Annotated in this window: 13 protein-coding genes; 3 read left to right on the forward strand and 10 right to left on the reverse strand. The window is 70.9% G+C overall.

Annotated features, from left to right (window positions below; translation table 11 throughout):
• Positions 1 to 50: 50 nt before the first annotated feature.
• The 6 genes from FH715_RS22420 to FH715_RS22445 form a co-directional block, all read right to left on the reverse strand.
• Positions 51 to 893, reverse strand: a complete 843-nt coding sequence (locus FH715_RS22420; RefSeq protein WP_139648190.1) for a LacI family DNA-binding transcriptional regulator — start codon at positions 891 to 893, stop codon at positions 51 to 53.
• A gap of 1 nt (position 894) precedes the next feature.
• Positions 895 to 3,366: a glycoside hydrolase family 2 protein gene (locus tag FH715_RS22425; protein ID WP_139648192.1), complete on the reverse strand. Its 2,472-nt coding sequence runs from the start codon at positions 3,364 to 3,366 to the stop codon at positions 895 to 897.
• Between the two features lie 268 nt (positions 3,367 to 3,634).
• Positions 3,635 to 4,561 (reverse strand): ABC transporter ATP-binding protein, encoded by a 927-nt coding sequence (locus tag FH715_RS22430; protein ID WP_139648194.1) that lies wholly within the window; start codon positions 4,559 to 4,561, stop codon positions 3,635 to 3,637.
• Positions 4,561 to 6,468, reverse strand: coding sequence for a dipeptide/oligopeptide/nickel ABC transporter permease/ATP-binding protein (locus FH715_RS29465; protein ID WP_139648197.1), 1,908 nt, complete (start codon positions 6,466 to 6,468; stop codon positions 4,561 to 4,563). Before FH715_RS29465 ends, FH715_RS22430 begins: the two co-directional genes overlap by 1 nt.
• A 14-nt stretch (positions 6,469 to 6,482) precedes the next feature.
• The gene (locus FH715_RS22440; RefSeq protein ID WP_139648199.1) at positions 6,483 to 7,472 is read right to left on the reverse strand and encodes an ABC transporter permease; all 990 of its coding nucleotides are present in this window, start codon (positions 7,470 to 7,472) and stop codon (positions 6,483 to 6,485) included.
• 9 nt (positions 7,473 to 7,481) lie between these two features.
• A complete protein-coding gene (locus FH715_RS22445; protein WP_139648201.1) occupies positions 7,482 to 9,170 on the reverse strand; it encodes an ABC transporter substrate-binding protein in 1,689 nt (562 codons plus the stop codon).
• A 318-nt stretch (positions 9,171 to 9,488) separates the two neighbouring features.
• Here FH715_RS22445 and FH715_RS22450 point away from each other — a divergent pair, with 318 nt between their 5' ends.
• From FH715_RS22450 to FH715_RS22460, 3 genes are all read left to right on the forward strand, one after another.
• Positions 9,489 to 10,763 carry an ROK family transcriptional regulator gene (locus FH715_RS22450; protein ID WP_139648203.1) on the forward strand — a complete coding sequence of 425 codons (1,275 nt, stop codon included), beginning with the start codon at positions 9,489 to 9,491 and terminating at the stop codon, positions 10,761 to 10,763.
• Positions 10,764 to 10,946: 183 nt separating this feature from the next.
• The gene (locus tag FH715_RS22455) at positions 10,947 to 12,152 is read left to right on the forward strand and encodes a cytochrome P450 (protein ID WP_246108895.1); all 1,206 of its coding nucleotides are present in this window, start codon (positions 10,947 to 10,949) and stop codon (positions 12,150 to 12,152) included.
• 87 nt (positions 12,153 to 12,239) lie between these two features.
• Complete coding sequence (locus tag FH715_RS22460) at positions 12,240 to 13,346, forward strand: type III polyketide synthase (protein ID WP_139648205.1); 1,107 nt, start codon at positions 12,240 to 12,242, stop codon at positions 13,344 to 13,346.
• 62 nt (positions 13,347 to 13,408) lie between these two features.
• On the opposite strand, the gene FH715_RS22465 is transcribed toward FH715_RS22460, so the two are convergent.
• The 4 genes from FH715_RS22465 to FH715_RS22480 all read right to left on the reverse strand — a co-directional run bounded on the left by FH715_RS22465 (position 13,409) and on the right by FH715_RS22480 (position 16,709).
• Positions 13,409 to 13,927 (reverse strand): NUDIX domain-containing protein, encoded by a 519-nt coding sequence (locus FH715_RS22465; protein WP_139648207.1) that lies wholly within the window; start codon positions 13,925 to 13,927, stop codon positions 13,409 to 13,411.
• A 191-nt stretch (positions 13,928 to 14,118) separates the two neighbouring features.
• Entirely contained in the window at positions 14,119 to 14,931 is an 813-nt protein-coding gene (locus FH715_RS22470) for an SAM-dependent methyltransferase (protein ID WP_139648345.1), read from the reverse strand.
• Between the two features lie 221 nt (positions 14,932 to 15,152).
• Entirely contained in the window at positions 15,153 to 16,223 is a 1,071-nt protein-coding gene (locus FH715_RS22475) for an ATP-dependent DNA ligase (RefSeq protein WP_139648209.1), read from the reverse strand.
• A gap of 123 nt (positions 16,224 to 16,346) precedes the next feature.
• Positions 16,347 to 16,709 carry a PH domain-containing protein gene (locus FH715_RS22480; RefSeq protein WP_097230840.1) on the reverse strand — a complete coding sequence of 121 codons (363 nt, stop codon included), beginning with the start codon at positions 16,707 to 16,709 and terminating at the stop codon, positions 16,347 to 16,349.
• Between the last annotated feature and the right edge of the window lie 85 nt (positions 16,710 to 16,794).

Below are 16,794 nucleotides of genomic sequence, written 5' to 3' on the forward strand. Positions count from 1 at the left end.
TCCGGTCCGACGCCCGCGAGTTGGGGCGTCGGAACCGGCTGTCCCGGGGCTCAGCCGTCCGCCCGAGCCGTCGTCCCCCGCGCCTCGAAGCGCGGCGCCGGGGACCAGCGGGGCGTGACCGGGCCGCCGTCGATGAGCTCCACCACCGACTCGGCGACCGAGACGCCGAACTGGTGGACGTCCACGCTCATCGTGGTGAGGGCAGGCGAGGCGAGCCGGCACATCGTGGAGTCGTCCCAGGCGATCAGGGACAGTTCCTCGGGCACCCGGAGGCCGGCCGCCTTGGCGGCGCCGAGGCCCGCGACGGCCATCACGTCGTTGTCGTAGAGGATCGCGGTGGGCCGCTCGGCGCGGCGCAGCAGCCGCTCCGTCAACTCGGCGCCCGACTCGGCCGAGTAGTCGCCCTCCACGATCACCGGCTCTATCCCGGCGGCCCGGCAGCCGTCGACCAGGGCGGCCGTCCTGGCCCTGGTGTGCACCAGGGCGCTCGGCCCCGTGACCCGCGCGACGCGCCGGTGGCCCAGCTCCAGCAGCCGGCCCAGGGCCTCGCGCACCGGCCCCGTGTTGTCGGTGACGACGGCGGGCACATCCGGGTCGCCGTCCCAGGCCCCCACCATGACGGCGGGGAGCCCGAGAGCGGCGAGGACGTCGGGGCGGCGGTCGGCGACCGTCAGGTTGACGACGATGACGGCCTCGACGAGGTCCCGCTCGGCCCACCTGCGGTGGGTGGCGATCTCCTCGTCCTGGGTCGCGACCACGTGGAGCAGCACGGACAGGCCGCGTTCCGCCAGCCTCTCCTCGATGCCGGCGATGAACTCCATGAAGAACGGCTCGACACCCAGCAGCCTGGCCGGCCTGGCGAGCACCAGGCCGACGGCCTCCGACCGCCCCATCTCAGTCCCGCGGGGCGGTGTGCAGCGAGTTGACGGAGCGCAGCACCAGCGGCGCGGTCAGCTCGGCGGGGTCGACCTCGGCCGTGGTGCGCACCTGGAAGGTGTGGCGCTCCCCGGCGAGCAGGCTGACCAGGGCCTCGTCGACGACGGCGTCCGGCGCGACCCGGTCGGCGAGCAGCGTGACATCCCGCGCGAACGACGAGGCGGTGACCTCGACGCGGTAGCCGTCGGCGACACGCGTCACCTCGGCGGCGAGCGCGGCCGGGTCGTACGCCAGGTCGCGGTCCTCCTCGAACAGATGGAAGGAGCGGGTCTCGCCCACCGTCGCCACCAGTACCTCCCGTCGCGCGTCGGCCGGCTCCAGCAGCGGGTCGGCCACGTCCAACTCGGCGGCCCCACGGGCCGCCACGTCGAGGGAGATGGTAGCGGTCGCACGCACCTCGCCGTCGAACGAGACGCGTTCCAGGCGGAGTTCACCCGTCCACGGCGCGTCCGTGTCGTTGACGGCGACCAGCGCGGTCCGCCCCGACCTGGGCTGGAAGGTGAGCAGCCGGGGCGCGTAGGCGTGGCGCAGCCCGTAGTACAGCGGCTTGGGCCGCTCGTCGCCGTCGACGGCCGCCCAGGAGGTCACCGGCCAGCAGTCGTTGAGCTGCCAGACCAGCGAACCGGTGGTGCGCGGCCAGTGCGACCTGAAGTGCTCGACGCCGAAGGCCACCGCGCGCGACTGGTTGAGCTGGGTGGCCCAGTGCCAGTCCTCGAAGGTGCTGGTCTCGGGCAGGTGGGGCGCCATGCCGCGCTCCAGCTTGTCGTTGCCGTCGTTGGCCTTCTGGTGGAGCAGGAAGGCGGGCGAGGTGGAGCTCAGCGGGCGCTCGGTGATCCAGTCGGTGAGGGTGGCCCAGGTGGGCGGGCCCTGGTAGCCGAACTCCGAGCAGAAGCGGGGGGTGTGGTCGCGGTAGGCGGTGTAGTCGACGCGGTTCCACACCTGCCACTCGTGGCGGGTGCCGTGGTCCTCGTCGTTGGGGTGGACGACGTCGAGGGCGAAGCCCGGGCTGTAGGGGCTGCCGTCGGCGTAGGGGCGGTCGGGGTCCAGCTCGGCGACGACGCGCGGGAAGAGGTCGGTGTAGTAGCCCAGGCCCCAGGTCGCGCCGTCCAGCTCCGGCTGCCAGCCCCAGTCCATGAAGGCCCACAGGTTCTCGTTGCCGCCGTTCCACAGCGCCAGCGAGGGGTGGGGGGTGAGGCGGGCGACGTTCTCCCGTGCCTCGGCCTCGAACTCGGCCCACAGCTCCTCGTCCTCGGCGTAGGCGGCGCAGGCCAGCAGGAAGTCCTGCCAGACCAGCACGCCGCGCTCGTCGCAGAGTTCGTAGAAGTCGTCCGACTCGTAGATCCCCCCGCCCCAGACGCGGAGCATGTTCATGTGGGCGTCGACGGCCTGGTCGATGCGGCGGGCGAGCCGCTCGCGGGTGATCCGGGTCAGGAAGTGGTCGTCGGGGATCCAGTTGGCGCCCTTGGCGAAGATCCGGCGGCCGTTGACGACGAAGGTGAACGGGGTGCCGTGCTCGTCCGGGGTGGTGTCCACGGTGAGGGTGCGGAAGCCGACGCGGCGCGCGTAGCTGTCCAGCTCGGTCGCGCCGAAGGTCAACGTGACCTTGGCGTCGTAGAGCGGCTGGGCGCCGTGGCCGACGGGCCACCACAGCTCGGCGTCGGGGACCTCGACGGTGACGGTCGCGGTGTCCGCGTCGGCCGGGACGGTGACGGTCGCGGTGCGCCCGCCGACGGCGGCGCTCAGGGTCAGCTCGCCGGCCGTGCCGAGGCCGGAGCGCTCGATGTCGGCGTGGACCGTCAGACGGCCGGCGCCGTCCTCGGTGACGGAGGCCAGGGGGCGCACGCCGGCGAGGCGCGCGACGCGCCAGCGCTCCAGGCGCACGGGCTTCCAGATGCCGGCGGTCTGGAGGTCGGGGCCCCAGTCCCAGCCGAAGCTGCAGGCCATCTTGCGGACGGCGTTCATCGGGTGCGGGTAGGCGCGCGGGCGGCGGCCCATGCGCTGCTCGGCCTCCTCGGCGAAGGCCAGCGCGGAGCGGAAGGTGACGGACAGCTCGGCCGGGGAGCCGTCCAGCAGCTCGCGCACGTCGTAGCGGTAGGAACGGAACATGTTCGCGGTCGAGCCCAGGGCGCGGCCGGCGAACTCGACGGTGGCCACGGTGTCCAGGCCATCGAAGACCAGGTCGACCCGCTCGTCGTCGGCGGGCGCGGCGGCCTCGACGGTGGTGGCGTAACGCCAGTCGGCGCGGTGGAGCCAGACCAGGTCCTCCTCGACCCGGTCCCGGTAGGGCTCCTCGATCAGGCCGGCGGCGAGCAGGTCCAGATGGGTGCTGCCCGGCACCTGGGCCGGCAGGACGCGGTCGGCGACGTGCTCAGGAACGGGACCTGCGATCGCCGTCAACTGCCAACCGTCGTGCAGGGCATGGCGGATCATCGTGATTACTCCCAGGTGGTGGCGGGCTCAGGCCCCGAGATTCTTATGGCGCCGAATTAAGTAAGTCAACAGCACTCCCACCCCTACCCCGCCCCGGGCGCCCCCAACACCCCGCTATGGGCGGGCATGTCGCCCACTCTTCTCGAACTACCCGTGATCCAGGTCACGTTGGCGAAGCGGCGTCCTGGTTGGGATCGCGAAAGGCCCGGTGGAGCGACGGCCTGTCGCCGCCCCACCGGACCGGTACGCGCGGAACCTTCCCGCTTCCTCAGGAGCGGGCGACCTCGGGCCCCGCCCCCTGGAGCGGAACAGAGACCGGGCGGTCGAACTCGTACCAGGAGCCCGAGGCGTGGTCGTAGCCGCGCCCCAGGTCCTCCCGCGTGATCGCACCCGGCGAGTCGGCCAGCGAACGGCCGCGCTCGTCGGGGTTGGGCGCCGCCTTCGCCAGCAACTGGGTGTAGGAGTGGCGCGGGTTGAGGATCACCTCGTCGGCGGGACCGCGTTCCACGACCCGCCCCCGGTACATCACCAGGATGTCGTCGGAGAAGTGCCGCGCGGTGGCCAGGTCGTGGGTGATGTAGAGCACCGCGAGGTTGTCCTCGCGCTGCAACCTGGCCAGCAGGTTCAACACCCCGAGCCGGATCGAGACGTCCAGCATGGAGACCGGCTCGTCCGCGATCACCACCTGCGCGCCCGGTGCCAACGCCCGTGCGATGGCGACTCGTTGGCGCTGGCCTCCCGACAGCTCGTGCGGCCTGCGGGGCGCCATCTCCTCGGCCGGGGTCAGGTTGACCCGCTCCAGCAGCTGCGCCACGCCCCGCCGGACCTCCTCCGCCCCCCTGGCCCGACCGTGCAGCTTCAGCGGCCTGGCCAGGTGGTGCTCGATGGAGTGGAACGGGTTGAGCGAGGCGAACGGGTCCTGGAAGACCATCTGCACATGGTCGCGGTACTCCCGGTCGCGGACCGGGGCGCCGTCGTCCTTGGTCGCCACGATGCTGCCGCCCGTGGGCCGCTCCAGCCGCGCGATGGTCTTGGCCACCGTCGACTTCCCGGAGCCCGACTCCCCCACCAGCGCCACGGTGCGGCCCGGGGTGAGGGTGAACGAGACGTGGTTGACCGCGCGCAGCGTGGAACGACGCAGCCCGTTGCGGATCGGGTAGTCCTTGACCAGGTCGCGGACTTCGAGTGTCGTCATCACTGCGCCCTTTCGTTCGCGCCGGCCGCCGGCCGCCCGGACCGCGCCGACGACTCGCCGGTGCGGATGAAGGAGCCACGCTCGCCCGTCAGGCTCGGGAAGGACTCCAGCAGCTTGCGGGTGTACTCGTGCCGCGGGTTCGCGTAGATCTCCTCGGCCGGCGCGTACTCGACGATCTCGCCGGCGCGCATCACGGCGATGCGGTCGGTGAGTTCGAGGAGCAGCGGCAGGTCGTGGGTGATGAAGATGACCGCGAAGCCCAGCTCGTCCCGCAGCCGGATGATCTCCCGCAGGATGCCCCGCTGGACGACCACGTCGAGCGCCGTGGTGGGCTCGTCCATGATCATGACCTGCGGGTTCAGCAGCATCGCCATGGCGATCATGACCCGCTGCCGCATCCCGCCCGACAGCTCGTGCGGGAAGGAGTGCAGCCGCTGCGGATCCACGCCGACCAGCGTGAGCACCTCGGCGCAGCGTTCCCGCCGCTCCGCCTTGCCCATGTCGGGACGGTGGGTCAGCAGGACGTCGTCCAGCTGCTCGTGGATGGAGATGACCGGGTTGAGCGAGTTCATCGCGCCCTGGAAGACCATGGAGAGCTTGGACCAGCGGAATGCCCGCAGCTCCTCCCTCTCCAGCGCCAGCAGGTCGATGTCCTGGCCCTCGCGGTCGTGGAAGACGGCGGTGCCCTCGGTGACCTCGGCCGGCGGACGGTGCAGCCGGTTGATCGCGTAGGCGAGGGTGGTCTTGCCACAGCCGGACTCGCCGGCCAGGCCCAGGATCTCGCCGCGCCGCAGCGTGAGGGAGACGTCCTTCACCGCGTGCACCGGACGCTCCGTCTGGTAGACCACGTTGAGCCCCTCGACCGTGAGGACCAGGTCCTCGCGGCGCTCGGCGGGGGCCGGCTCGGTCACCGCGACGTGCCCGGCCACGGCGGCCTGGGCGACGTCGCCGACGGCCTTGACCTTGCGGGGCTGGCGCAGCTTGGGGTTGATGATCTCGTCGATGCTGAAGTTGATCAGCGCGAGACCGCAGCCGAAGAGCGCGATGATCAGGCCCGGCGGAACGAACCACCACCACGCCTCGTACTGGAGCGCGAAGCCGTTCTGGGCGAAGTACAGCATGGTGCCCAGCGTGTGGCTGTTGGACGCGCCCAGGCCGAGGAAGGAGAGGCCGGCCTCGGCGAGGATCGCCGCGATCACGGCGAAGACGAACTGCGAGGCGAGCAGCGGCAGCAGGTTCGGCAGGATCTCCACCGAGACGATGCGCCAGGGCCGTTCGCCCGCGACCTTCGCCGCCGCCACGTAGTCGCGGTTGCGCAGCGAGAGCGTCTGGGCGCGCAGCACCCGCGCCGCCGCGGCCCAGCCGGTGACGGCCAGCACCAGGGCGACGGTCCACCAGCCGCGGTCCTCGGGCGGCACGAAGCCGGCGACGACGATCACCAGCGGCAGGCCGGGGATCACCAGCATGACGTTGGTCAGCAGCGAGAAGCCCTCGTCGAGCGCCCCACCGACATAGCCGCCGATGATGCCGAAGATCGCCGAGAGCACGGTGGCCAGCACGCCGACCAGCAGGCCGATCTGCAGCGACCCCCGGGTGGAGTGCGTCAGTTGGGCCAGGACGTCCTGGCCGGTCTGGGTGGTGCCCAGCAGGTACTCGCCGCTGGGCTCGGTCATGCCGATCGGGTCGATCGCGTTGGGGTTGGAGAAGAACGGCGGGCCGATCAGCCCGAAGAGCGCGATCCCCAACACCAGGAAGAGGCCGATACCGAGCTTGGGAGACCAGCTCGGGAGCAGCGCGCGCAGACCGCTCTTGCCGCGGCGCGGTGCCGAGGCGATCGGGTCGGTCGTGCCCCCAACGGGCGGCGCGCTGTCCTCGGCGCCACCGGGGAGCGGACTGAGATTGGTCACGATGCCGCTCCTGATCAGTTCTCGACTCGGGTACGGGGGTCGATGACGCCGTACAGGAGGTCAACGACCAGGTTCGCGGCGAGCACCGCCAGCGTGATGACCAGGAAGATCCCCTGCATCAGGGCGTAGTCGCTGTTCTGCACGGCCGACAGCAGCTGCGAACCGATGCCCGGGTAGGAGAAGACCTGTTCGGTGATGATCGATCCGGAGACGACGAAGCCCAGCGAGATGGCGAACCCCGCCACCGAGGGCAGCACCGCGTTCCGCGCCGCGTAGCGGCTGAGGATCCTGCGGTCCCGCAGCCCCTTGGCCTGGGCGGTCAGGACGTAGTCCTCGGAGACCGTGGAGACCATCATGTTGCGCATCCCCAGCAGCCAACCGCCGACCGAGGAGACCACGATGGTCAGCGCCGGCAGGGTGCCGTGCTCGACCACCGAGCTGATGAACTCCCAGTTCCAGCCGGTCGCCAGCGCCACGTCGTAGCCCTGGTTGAGCGGGAACCAGCCGAGGTTGGTGGAGAAGACCAGCACGAAGATCAGCGCCAGCCAGAAGTAGGGCACCGCCGAGAGCACGGTGGTGGCCGGAACCAGGGAGTCGAGCCAGGTGCCCCGCTTCCAGCCGACCACCGCGCCGAGCACCACGCCCAGCACGAACGACAGCAGGGTGGCGATGCCCACCAGGCCGATGGTCCAGGGCAGGGCCTGCCCGATCACGTCGGTGACCGGCGTGGGGAACGCACTGGTCGCGACTCCCAGCTCACCTCTGGCCAGGTTCCCCAGATAGGTGAAGTACTGGTTCCACAGGGGCTCACCGGTGTCGGAGCCAAGCAGGGCCTCGTAGGCCTCGCGTGCCTCGGGGCCGACCTGGCCGCCGCGCTGCTGGAGCTTGCCCAGCAGCGCGTCGACCGGGTTGCCCGGCATCATTCGTGGGATGAAGAAGTTCAGAGTCAACGCCGCCCAGAAAGCGACGAGATAGAACCCCAACTTCCGGGCGTAGTACCTCATGGAGCAGCGTCACTCACCGGCGGGCTTCAGGTTGCGGAAGATCTCGGACTGGTCGGGGTGCGACCACACCGCCGGGAAGGCGTACATGTTCACGTCCGTCGGCCAGCCGGAGAACTTCGCCGCGTTGAACTGGCTGGTGGTACCACCGGTCATGATCGGGATGTACGGCATGTCCTCCTCGATCTGCGCCTGGATGGTGTCGTAGTACGGCTGCCGCGCGTCCTGGCCCGCGTCGGGGTCCATCTGGGTGAGCGCCTCAAGGGCCTCGTCCACCTCGGGGTTGGAGTAGCGCGCCCACCCCGGGTTGGTGCTCTCGCCGACCTCCACGGTGCTGGAGGAGTGGAAGAACTGGTAGTAGACGTAGTACGGGTCGGGGGAGGCACCCGGGTAGAGCGAGTCGATGGCCAGCTCGAAGTTGCCGGAGTTCCGGGCGTCGGTGGTCTCGTTGAACGAGGCCTGGTTGACGTTGACCTTGATGCCGGCCTCGTTGAGCTGCTCGGCCATGGTGTTGACCGCGGTGATGTAGTCGGTCCAGCCGGCGGTGACGCGCAGGCTCATCTCCAGCTTGACGTCGTCCTTGGCGTAGATGCCGTCGCTGCCGCGGGTGTAGCCGGCGGCCTCCAGGATCTCCTCGGCCTGGGCGACGTCCGCCGTCATGCTGGCGGTGCGGTTCTCCAGCTGCGCGGAGGCGTAGGCCGCGTCACGTTCGGGCAGGGTGTATCCGGGAGAGATCTCGCTCGCGGTGTCCTGGAAGGCGAGGGAGTTGAGGGTGTCGCGGTCCATGGCGTGGAAGATCGCGTGCCGCACGGCCGGGTCGGTCTGCGGCCCCTCGCAGCCCAGGTCGGTGTTGGCGCAGGTCACCAACGCCATCTGGTTCATCGGGGTCGTGATGATCTTGTAACCGTCGTGGTTCTTCTCGAAGTTCTCCATGTCCGGCACCGGGCCGGTGAAGAAGTCGATCTCACCGGCGGACAGGGCGTCGGCGGCGGCCTGGTTGCCGGAGAGCGACACGAAGCGGACCTTCTTCAGCTCCGGCTCGCCGTCCCAGTACTCGGGGTTGGAGGCGAAGGTGTACGCCTGCGGCTTGAACTCGTGCATCACGAAGGCACCGGTGCCGACCGGCTCCTCCATGATGTCCGTCTCCGGGTCCTCGATGCCCGACCAGATGTGCTCGGGCACGATCCAGGTCTTGCCGAGGAGCTGCGGCACGTCCATGTAGGCCGCCTCCTCGAAGGTGACCTTGACCTGGGTGGGGCTCACTATCTCGGTGTCGCCGTCGAAGCCGAAGCTGTTGAACGACGCGGTGTCCCGGACCAGGTTGAAGGTGAAGGCCACGTCCTCGGCGTCGAACGCCTCGCCGTCGGACCAGGTGACGCCCTCGCGGAGGTCGATGGTCAGCTCGGTGCCGTCGTCGTTCCAGCTGTACTCGGTGCCGAGTCGGCTGGCCGGCTCGTCCTGGCGCGCGACGTTGAAGAAGAACAACGTCTCGTAGATGGTGCCCTTGCCCCCGATCGCGTCCGGCGAGTAGGGGTTGTAGTTGCGCTGCCAGTCACCGGCCTGGCCGGTGTAGGCGATCAACGTGTCGGGGTCGGTGGACGACCCCCCACTCGATCCGCCACAACCGGTCGCGATCAGGCCGAGGCTTACCGCCCCGATCGCCGCCGCTCGCGCGCGCCGCCACCTTGCGTGCAAGGACATTCTTGTTCCTCTCTTAGCCTGCCCCGAGATTGGGGCATGGGCGGAGTCTCCCAGGGGTATGTGATTGTTAAGCCGCCGAATTAACAAAGTCAACCCTCCAAAGAACACGAACAGGCAACGACGTGTCCGCACTTCGGAGGAGCGTCTCCGCGTCGGCGTCCCCACGATGAGCCATCGGTCCCCACACGTCCCCTGCCTGACGGTCCATACTGGCCAAAAGCTTCGTCAGCCAAATAAACTAAGAGTCGCGCAGTGTCACCTGCGCGCCACCTAACGAAGTGGTCAACTCCCGTGCGGGGTGCGAAGGATGGGGATGCAGTGAACGGACCGGCCGGAGCGACCCCCCACGCCAGCAGCAGAGCCGCCGTGCTCGACGTCATCCGCGCCGCCGGCACCATCAGCAGGGTCGGCCTCGTGAAGGCGACCGGGTTCACCGGCGCCACCATCTCCACCGTGGTCCGGCGCCTGATCGACGACGGCCTGGTGTGGGAGTCCGGGCGGGCGGAGTCCACGGGCGGCAAGCGCCGAGTGCTGCTCCAGCTCAACCAGTCCTCCCGGTTCGCCGTGGGTGTCCATCTGGACCATGCCGGCATCACGTACGTGCTCACCAACCTGGGGGGTTCGGTGGTCGCCCGGATGTCCCGGGCTGGGGTGGGCACCGACGATCCGCCGGTCATCATGGAGCGCATGGCGACGGAGGTCGACGCGCTGATCGACGGCGCCGGGGTCGACCGGAGCAGGATACTGGGCCTCGGTCTCGTTGCTCCCGGCCCCATGAACCAGATCAGCGGAGTGCGTCTGAGTCCACCGGCCATGCGGCACTGGGAAGACTACCCACTGGCCGGAGTGCTGGAGACCGCCACCCACCTCCCGGTGGTGCTGGACAACGATGCCACGGCCGCCGCGCTGGGGGAACACTGGTCCGGCGACGTGGGCGGTACCTCCACGTTCGCCGCGATCTACATGGGTACCGGGGTCGGTGCCGGCCTGGTGGTCAACGGCATCACCTACCGCGGTGTCAGCGGCAACGCCGGGGAGATCGGGCACATCTGCCTCGACGTCAACGGCCCCGAGTGCTGGTGCGGGGCCCGCGGCTGCACCGAGACGCTCGCCGGCCCCGGCGCCGTGGTGGCCGCGGCGCGCGCCGACGCGGAGCTGGCGCGGACGGCCGGCCTCACGGACTCGCCCGAACGCCCGCGCTGGCTCGCGGACTTCGCCGCCGTCACCAGGGCGGCGCTGCGCGGGGACGCCCGCGCCAAGCTGCTGCTTGAGGGCTCCGCCCGCCATCTGGCGGTGGCCGCCCGCACCCTGGCCAACGTGATGGACCTGGAGCAGCTGGTGCTGACCGGGCCGAGCCTGGCGATCGCCGGCTCCATCTATCTACCCGTTGTTCAGGCGGAGTTGGACCGTTCGTTCTTCTCCAGGGCCACCCACTCGGTGACCGTGCGGCTCTCCCACTCTGCGGCCACGGCACCCGCCATCGGGGCCGCGGCGCTGGTGCTCCAGTCCGAGCTGGTCCCGCTGCGCGAGGGCTCCCGGCTGCCGGACAACCTGGGCGAGGCAGAGCCGACGGCCCAGCCCGCGGGGAGATGACCCGCGCGGGGGCGCGCGCCGTGCACCCCCCGCGACCTTTCGGGATCGCACCACCCTAAGTAAAGAAAAATCGCGGTATCTCTTCTCTAACGGGTTAATTCCGCGAACGGGGCACATGACCGGGGTTCGTCGCGGGGACAGAACGATTCGTCCCCGTGATCCCGACGAACTGGAGAGCCTCCGTTGGCCACCTCCGACACCGTCCACCACTGCCCGTTCGACTTCTCCGAAGGGCTGGAATTCGACCCCACCCTGAGAAAACTCATGACCGAGGAGCCGGTCGCGCGCGTCACCCTCTCCTACGGCGAGGGCACGGCCTGGCTGGTCACCCGCTACGAGGACGTCCGGCTGGTCACCACCGACCGCAGGTTCAGCCGGGCCGCCGTCGCCGGACGGAACTTCCCCCGGATGACGCCGGCGCCCATCGTCCAGTCCGAGTCGATCAACCTGCTCGACCCGCCCACCAGCAGCCGACTGCGCCGCCTGGTGGCCCAGGCGTTCACCGCGCCCAGGGTCGCGGCCATGCGGCCGGCCACCCAGCGGATCGTGGACCGGCTGCTGGACGAGATGGCCGACCACGGGCCGCCGGCCGACCTGGTCGCGCATCTCTCCTCCCAGCTGCCGATGACCACCATCTGCGAGGTCCTCGACATCCCCGAGGAGGACCGTCCCGAGCTGCGCCGGCGGGCGATGGCCATGATGGCCACGGGTCCCGCCACCAAGGAGGCCGCCGTCCAGGCCAAGGCCGAGCTGCGTTCCTACTTCGGCGAGCTGACCCGGGCCCGCCGGGCCGCGCCGGGCGAAGACCTGGTCAGCCACCTGGCGACCGCGCGTGACGGCGAGGAGCGGCTGGGCGACGACGAACTGACCGTGATGGCCATGGTCCTGATGATGACCGGCCACGACACCAGCACCTACCAGCTGAGCAACATCACCTACACCCTGCTCACCCAGCCCGAGGCACTGGCCAAGCTCCGCGCGGAGCCGGACCGGCTGCCGAACGCGCTGGAGGAGCTGTTCCGGTACATCCCCTTCCGCAAGGGCGTCGGGATCCCCAGGATCGCGCTGGAGGACGTGCGGCTGGGCGACGTCACCGTGCGCGCCGGCGACACGGTGCACGTCTCCTATCTGGCGGCCAACCGCGACCCGGCCCGCTTCCCGCACCCGGACGAGCTGGACATCGACCGGCCGCCGTCGCCGCACATGACCTTCGGCTGGGGGGCCCACCACTGCATCGGCGCGCCGCTGGCGGTGATGGAGATCCGGGCGGCCATCGGCACGCTGCTGGCCCGGTTCCCCGGACTGCGGCTCGCCGTCCCGCCGGAGGAGGTGCGGTGGAACGACGAGTCCATCTGGCGCTATCCGTATGAGCTCCCGGTCGCTTGGTGACCGGCTCGGCCGAAGCGAACACCGTCAAGAAAGCCATCGATACCGCGCCTGGCACCCCGTGCCCGGCGGCGGCAAGGGGAGGGGATCATGGCCGTCCTGTGCAGACCAGCGATCGCGGTACCTGAGCACGTTCTCACCCTGGAGCAGACCCTCCAGCTGGCGCGCGACATGCACGCCGACCATCCGCAACTGGGCCTGGCGCTACGCCTGATCGAGAACACCGGGGTCCGCACCCGGTATCTGGTGCAGCCGATCGAGGACACCCTGCGGCATCCGGGCTTCGAGGAGCGCAACCGGATCTACGAGGCGGAGGCCAAGCGCCGGGTGCCGCAGGTCGTGTACCAGGCGCTGGACAACGCCGACCTGACCGTTCGGGACATCGACCTGATCGTCTATGTCTCCTGCACGGGCTTCATGATGCCGTCGATGACCGCCTGGTTGATCAACACGCTCGGTTTTCGGCCGGAAACCCGTCAGTTGCCGATCGCCCAGCTCGGCTGCGCGGCGGGCGGCGCGGCGATCAACAGGGCGCACGACTTCTGCCAGGCGTACCCGGAGGCCAACGCCCTCATCGTGGCCTGCGAGTTCTGCTCGCTCTGCTACCAGCCGACCGACCTCGGCGTGGGCCAGCTGCTCTCCAACGGCCTCTTCGGCGACGCCGTGGCCGCCGCCGCGGTGCGCGGGCGGGGCGGGAGCGGGGTGTCGCTGGAGCGGAACGCCTCGCACCTGGTGCCGGACACGGAGGACTGGATCTCCTACGGGGTGCGGGCCACCGGCTTCCACTTCCAGCTGGACAAGCGGGTGCCCACCACCATGAAGATGCTGGCGCCCGCGCTGCGCACGCTCGCCGACGCACACCAGTGGGACGTCTCCGGGCTCGACTTCCACATCGTGCACGCAGGCGGCCCGCGCATCCTGGACGACCTGTGCCACTTCCTGGACGTGGACCCGGAGATGTTCCGCTTCAGCCGGGCCACCCTGACCGAACGGGGGAACATCGCCAGCTGCGTGGTCTTCGACGCGCTGGAACGGCTCTTCGCCGAGGGCGGCGCCGAGCAGGGTGCCAGGGGGCAGATCGCGGGCTTCGGGCCCGGCATCACCGCCGAGATGGCGCTCGGTAGTTGGGAGACCGGGGAACGGCCGGCCGTGGCAGGGCAGACCCGGCGGTCCGCCCCGCGCGCCACCGTCGTCTGAGCGGAGGCTCGCGGCGGCAGGCCGCGAGCCGAGAGTGGCGAGCGGCGGGCGGGGGCCGGGGGTCAGCGGGCGGCGGTCGCCAGATAGGCGGCGGAGATGTCCGTGTGCGTGGGGAAGGCCAACCGGGCCGGGCGGTTGAGAACCAACCACTCGGTGGCCTCGGAGGTCGGTCGGGACGGCGGCAGCCCGGCGGCGTCCACGGGCGGGAAGAGCGCGAAGACGTTCAGATTCCGTTCGGTGCTGTGCACGTCGAAGAGGGTGGCATCCTTCGCCGGCGCGGTCAGGCCGGTCTCCTCCCACAACTCCCGGGCCGCCGCCTCCCGCCAGTCCTCGCCGATCTCCATGTAGCCGCCGGGCAGAGCCAGTTCACCACGACAGGGCTCGATGTCCCGGCGCACCACCACCAGCCCCCGGTCGCCGTCCGTCGCCACCACCGGCAGCAGGGCGACGGCCACCGGCAGCGGGTTGGCCCACAGCGTCTCGCCGCAGCGCGGGCAGTCCCTGGGCCAGCCCGCGACGGCGGCGTACCCGGCCCCGCAGTAGGGGCAGTGCGTCACGGTGCGGCCATAGGTGTAAGCCATCGGGCGTCGCTCCGCCTTTCGCTCTCTCGCATCGGTCGGACGTCGTGCGCGTGGCCCCGCGGGGCGCACGACGTCCGACGCTCCTCGTTCCGCTCGAAGTCGACATGTCCCCCGGCCCGTGGTCGGTCACGACACGTCGACTTGTCCATGAGTGCCCTCGTCTCCTCGACGAGCGCGCGCTCGCACCGAGGCTACGCTGCCCGACCGCCGTCGCCGGTCAGGGGGCCGGGCCGCCGTTTGAGCCCGACGCCGCCCACGATCTCCAGGTCCAGGGGGCCGGGGTCGACGTCAGCCGTCGGGCGCCACAGGGGGCAGGAGACCACCCCGGGGTCGATCAGCTCCAGCCCGTCGAAGAAGCCGACGATCTCGTCGTGGCCGCGCAGGTGGTACGGGACGGCGCCGGTCCTGTTGTAGCGGCCCTGCGCCTCCGCGAAGGCGAGGCGGCCCGTGACGCCGTCGTTGAGCGACAGCCCGCTGCCGGGAGCCAGCGCGTCCACCAGCGTGCCGACGGCGGCGCGGGCCCGCGCGTAGTCGTCGACATGCCCCAGGACACCGTTGAGAATCAGCCCCACGGGGCGTCCCAGGTCCAGCCGTTGGTTGACGGCGGCCAGCACGGCCTCGGGTTCCCGCAGGTCGGCGTGGACGTAGTCGGTGGCGCCTTCGGGGCCGCTGGCCATCAGGGCCCGGGCGTGGGCGAGGACCAGCGGGTCGTTGTCGACGTAGACGATCCGCGCGTCGGGGCGGTGGCGCTGGGCGATCTGGTGGGTGTTCTCCGCCGTGGGCAGCCCGGTGCCGATGTCGACGAACTGCCGGATGCCGCCCTCGACGGCGAGGTGCCGGACGGTGCGGCCGAGGAACTCCCGTGAGGCGCGGGCGACCTGGCGCACCTCGGGGAAGATCCGGCAGTACTCCTCCCCCGCGCTCCGGTCCACCGCGTAGTGGTCGCGACCGCCCAGCCAGTAGTTCCAGATCCTCGCCGAGTGCGGCACCGTCGTGTCGATCATGGTCGCCTCTTCGGTCACGGCGCGGTTTCTCCAGGTGGTGCACGATGCTGCGGAGCGGGTGGGGCGGGGCCGCGACCGGGAGGGCGCGCGGGGCGGACGACGGTGGACGACAGCAACGCATCATAGAGGCGCCGTGTCGACGCGTCGACAAAAAGCGGGCGCGGGCGCGTGGTTGGGAGCACGCCGGCCGCGCTCGCGCCCGCGCCGGCCGCCCTTCGGGGTCAGTCGCCGCGCGTGGTCAGCACCCGCTCCAGGTCGTAGCCGACGGGCTCCTCCAGCTGCGCGTAGGTGCACTCCTCGGGCAGCCGGTCGGGGCGCCAGCGGCGGAACCTGGTGGTGTGCCGGAAACGGTCCCCCTGCATGTGGTCGTAGGCGACCTCGCAGACCCGCTCGGGGCGCAACGGGAGCCAGCTGAGGTCCTTCCCCGCGCTCCACCGGCTGGGTCCGCCCGGCATCCGGTCATGCGCGTGCGCCTCCTCGTGGCCCCAGTCCGCCCAGGGGTGCCCCTCGGCCGAGTCCATCAGCAGCGGCGTCAGCTCCTCCATCAGCTCGGCGCGCCGCTTGGCGGTGAACGAGGCGCTGACGCCGACGTGTTGGAGCCGGCCCTCGGCGTCGTAGAGGCCGAGCAGCAGCGAGCCGACGACCGGGCCGCTCTTGTGGTGGCGCAGGCCGGCCAGCACGCAGTCGGCGGTGCGCTCGTGCTTGACCTTGACCATGGTCCGCTCGTTCGGCGTGTAGGGCTGGTCGACGCGCTTGGCGACGACGCCGTCCAGGCCGGCGCCCTCGTACCGCTCGTACCAGTCCCTGGCGACGGCGAGGTCGGTGGTGGCGGGCGCGAGGAAGAGCGGCCGGCCGGCGCCCGACACCGCCTCGACCAGCAGCCGGCGCCGCTCGGACAGCGGCTCACGCAGCAGCGGCCTGTCCCCGAGGGCCAGCAGGTCGAACGCGACGAACCCCGAGGGGTGCCGCTCCGCGAGCATCCGCACCCGGGAGTCGGCAGGGTGGATGCGCTCCAGCAGGGCGTCGAAGTCCAGCCGGCCGTCGCGGGCGATCACGATCTCGCCGTCCACCACGCAGCGGGACGGAAGCCGCTCCAGCAGCCCCTCGGCCAGCTCGGGGAAGTACCGCGTCAGCGGCTTGGTCGAACGGCTGTGGATCTCGATCTCGGGACCGTCCCGGAAGACGATCGCCCGGAAGCCGTCCCACTTCGCCTCGTAGTGCAGCCCGGAGGGGATGCGCGCGGCCGGCTTGGCGAGCATGGGCTTGACGGGGGGCATCACGGGCAGCTCCATGCCGCCGATGCTCCCCGCCCACCCGCGTCCGCCGCCCGCGATGCGCCGCCGTTCGGGGGCGTCGGTCCCCGCGGCGGCGGCTCAGGACGCGTGCCGTGCGCGCCGGGACGCGTGCCGTGGGCGTCAGGACACGTACTGCGTGAGTATCGCCTGCACCTCGTAGATGTCGACGCCCTTGGTGAAGGTCTTCTCCAGCGGCGTCGGGTTGCTGGAGATCCAGATCTTCAGCTCGGCGTCCAGGTCGAAGTGGCCCGCGGTCTCGACCGCGAAGTGCGAGATGCTGCGGTAGGGGATCGAGTGGTACTCGACCTTCTTGCCCGTGAGCCCCTGCTTGTCGATCATGATCAGCCGGCGGTCGGTGAAGAGCATCGTGTCGCGGATCAGCAGGAACGCGGCCTGCACCCGCTCCCCCTGCCCGAGCAGCCGACCGTACTCCTGGTGCGCCTGCCCAGGGTCGATCGCGTGTGCGTTGCCGAACAGCGCCATAACTGGCCCCCCACCGTGCGAAGTTACCTGTTTGGCACTGTACCCCGCCCCACTGACGGCGAACGGGGGCGCCGGACCGCGGCCC

It is taken from the genome of Streptomyces sedi (assembly GCF_006335015.1).
Classification (GTDB): domain Bacteria; phylum Actinomycetota; class Actinomycetes; order Streptomycetales; family Streptomycetaceae; genus Streptomyces; species Streptomyces sedi.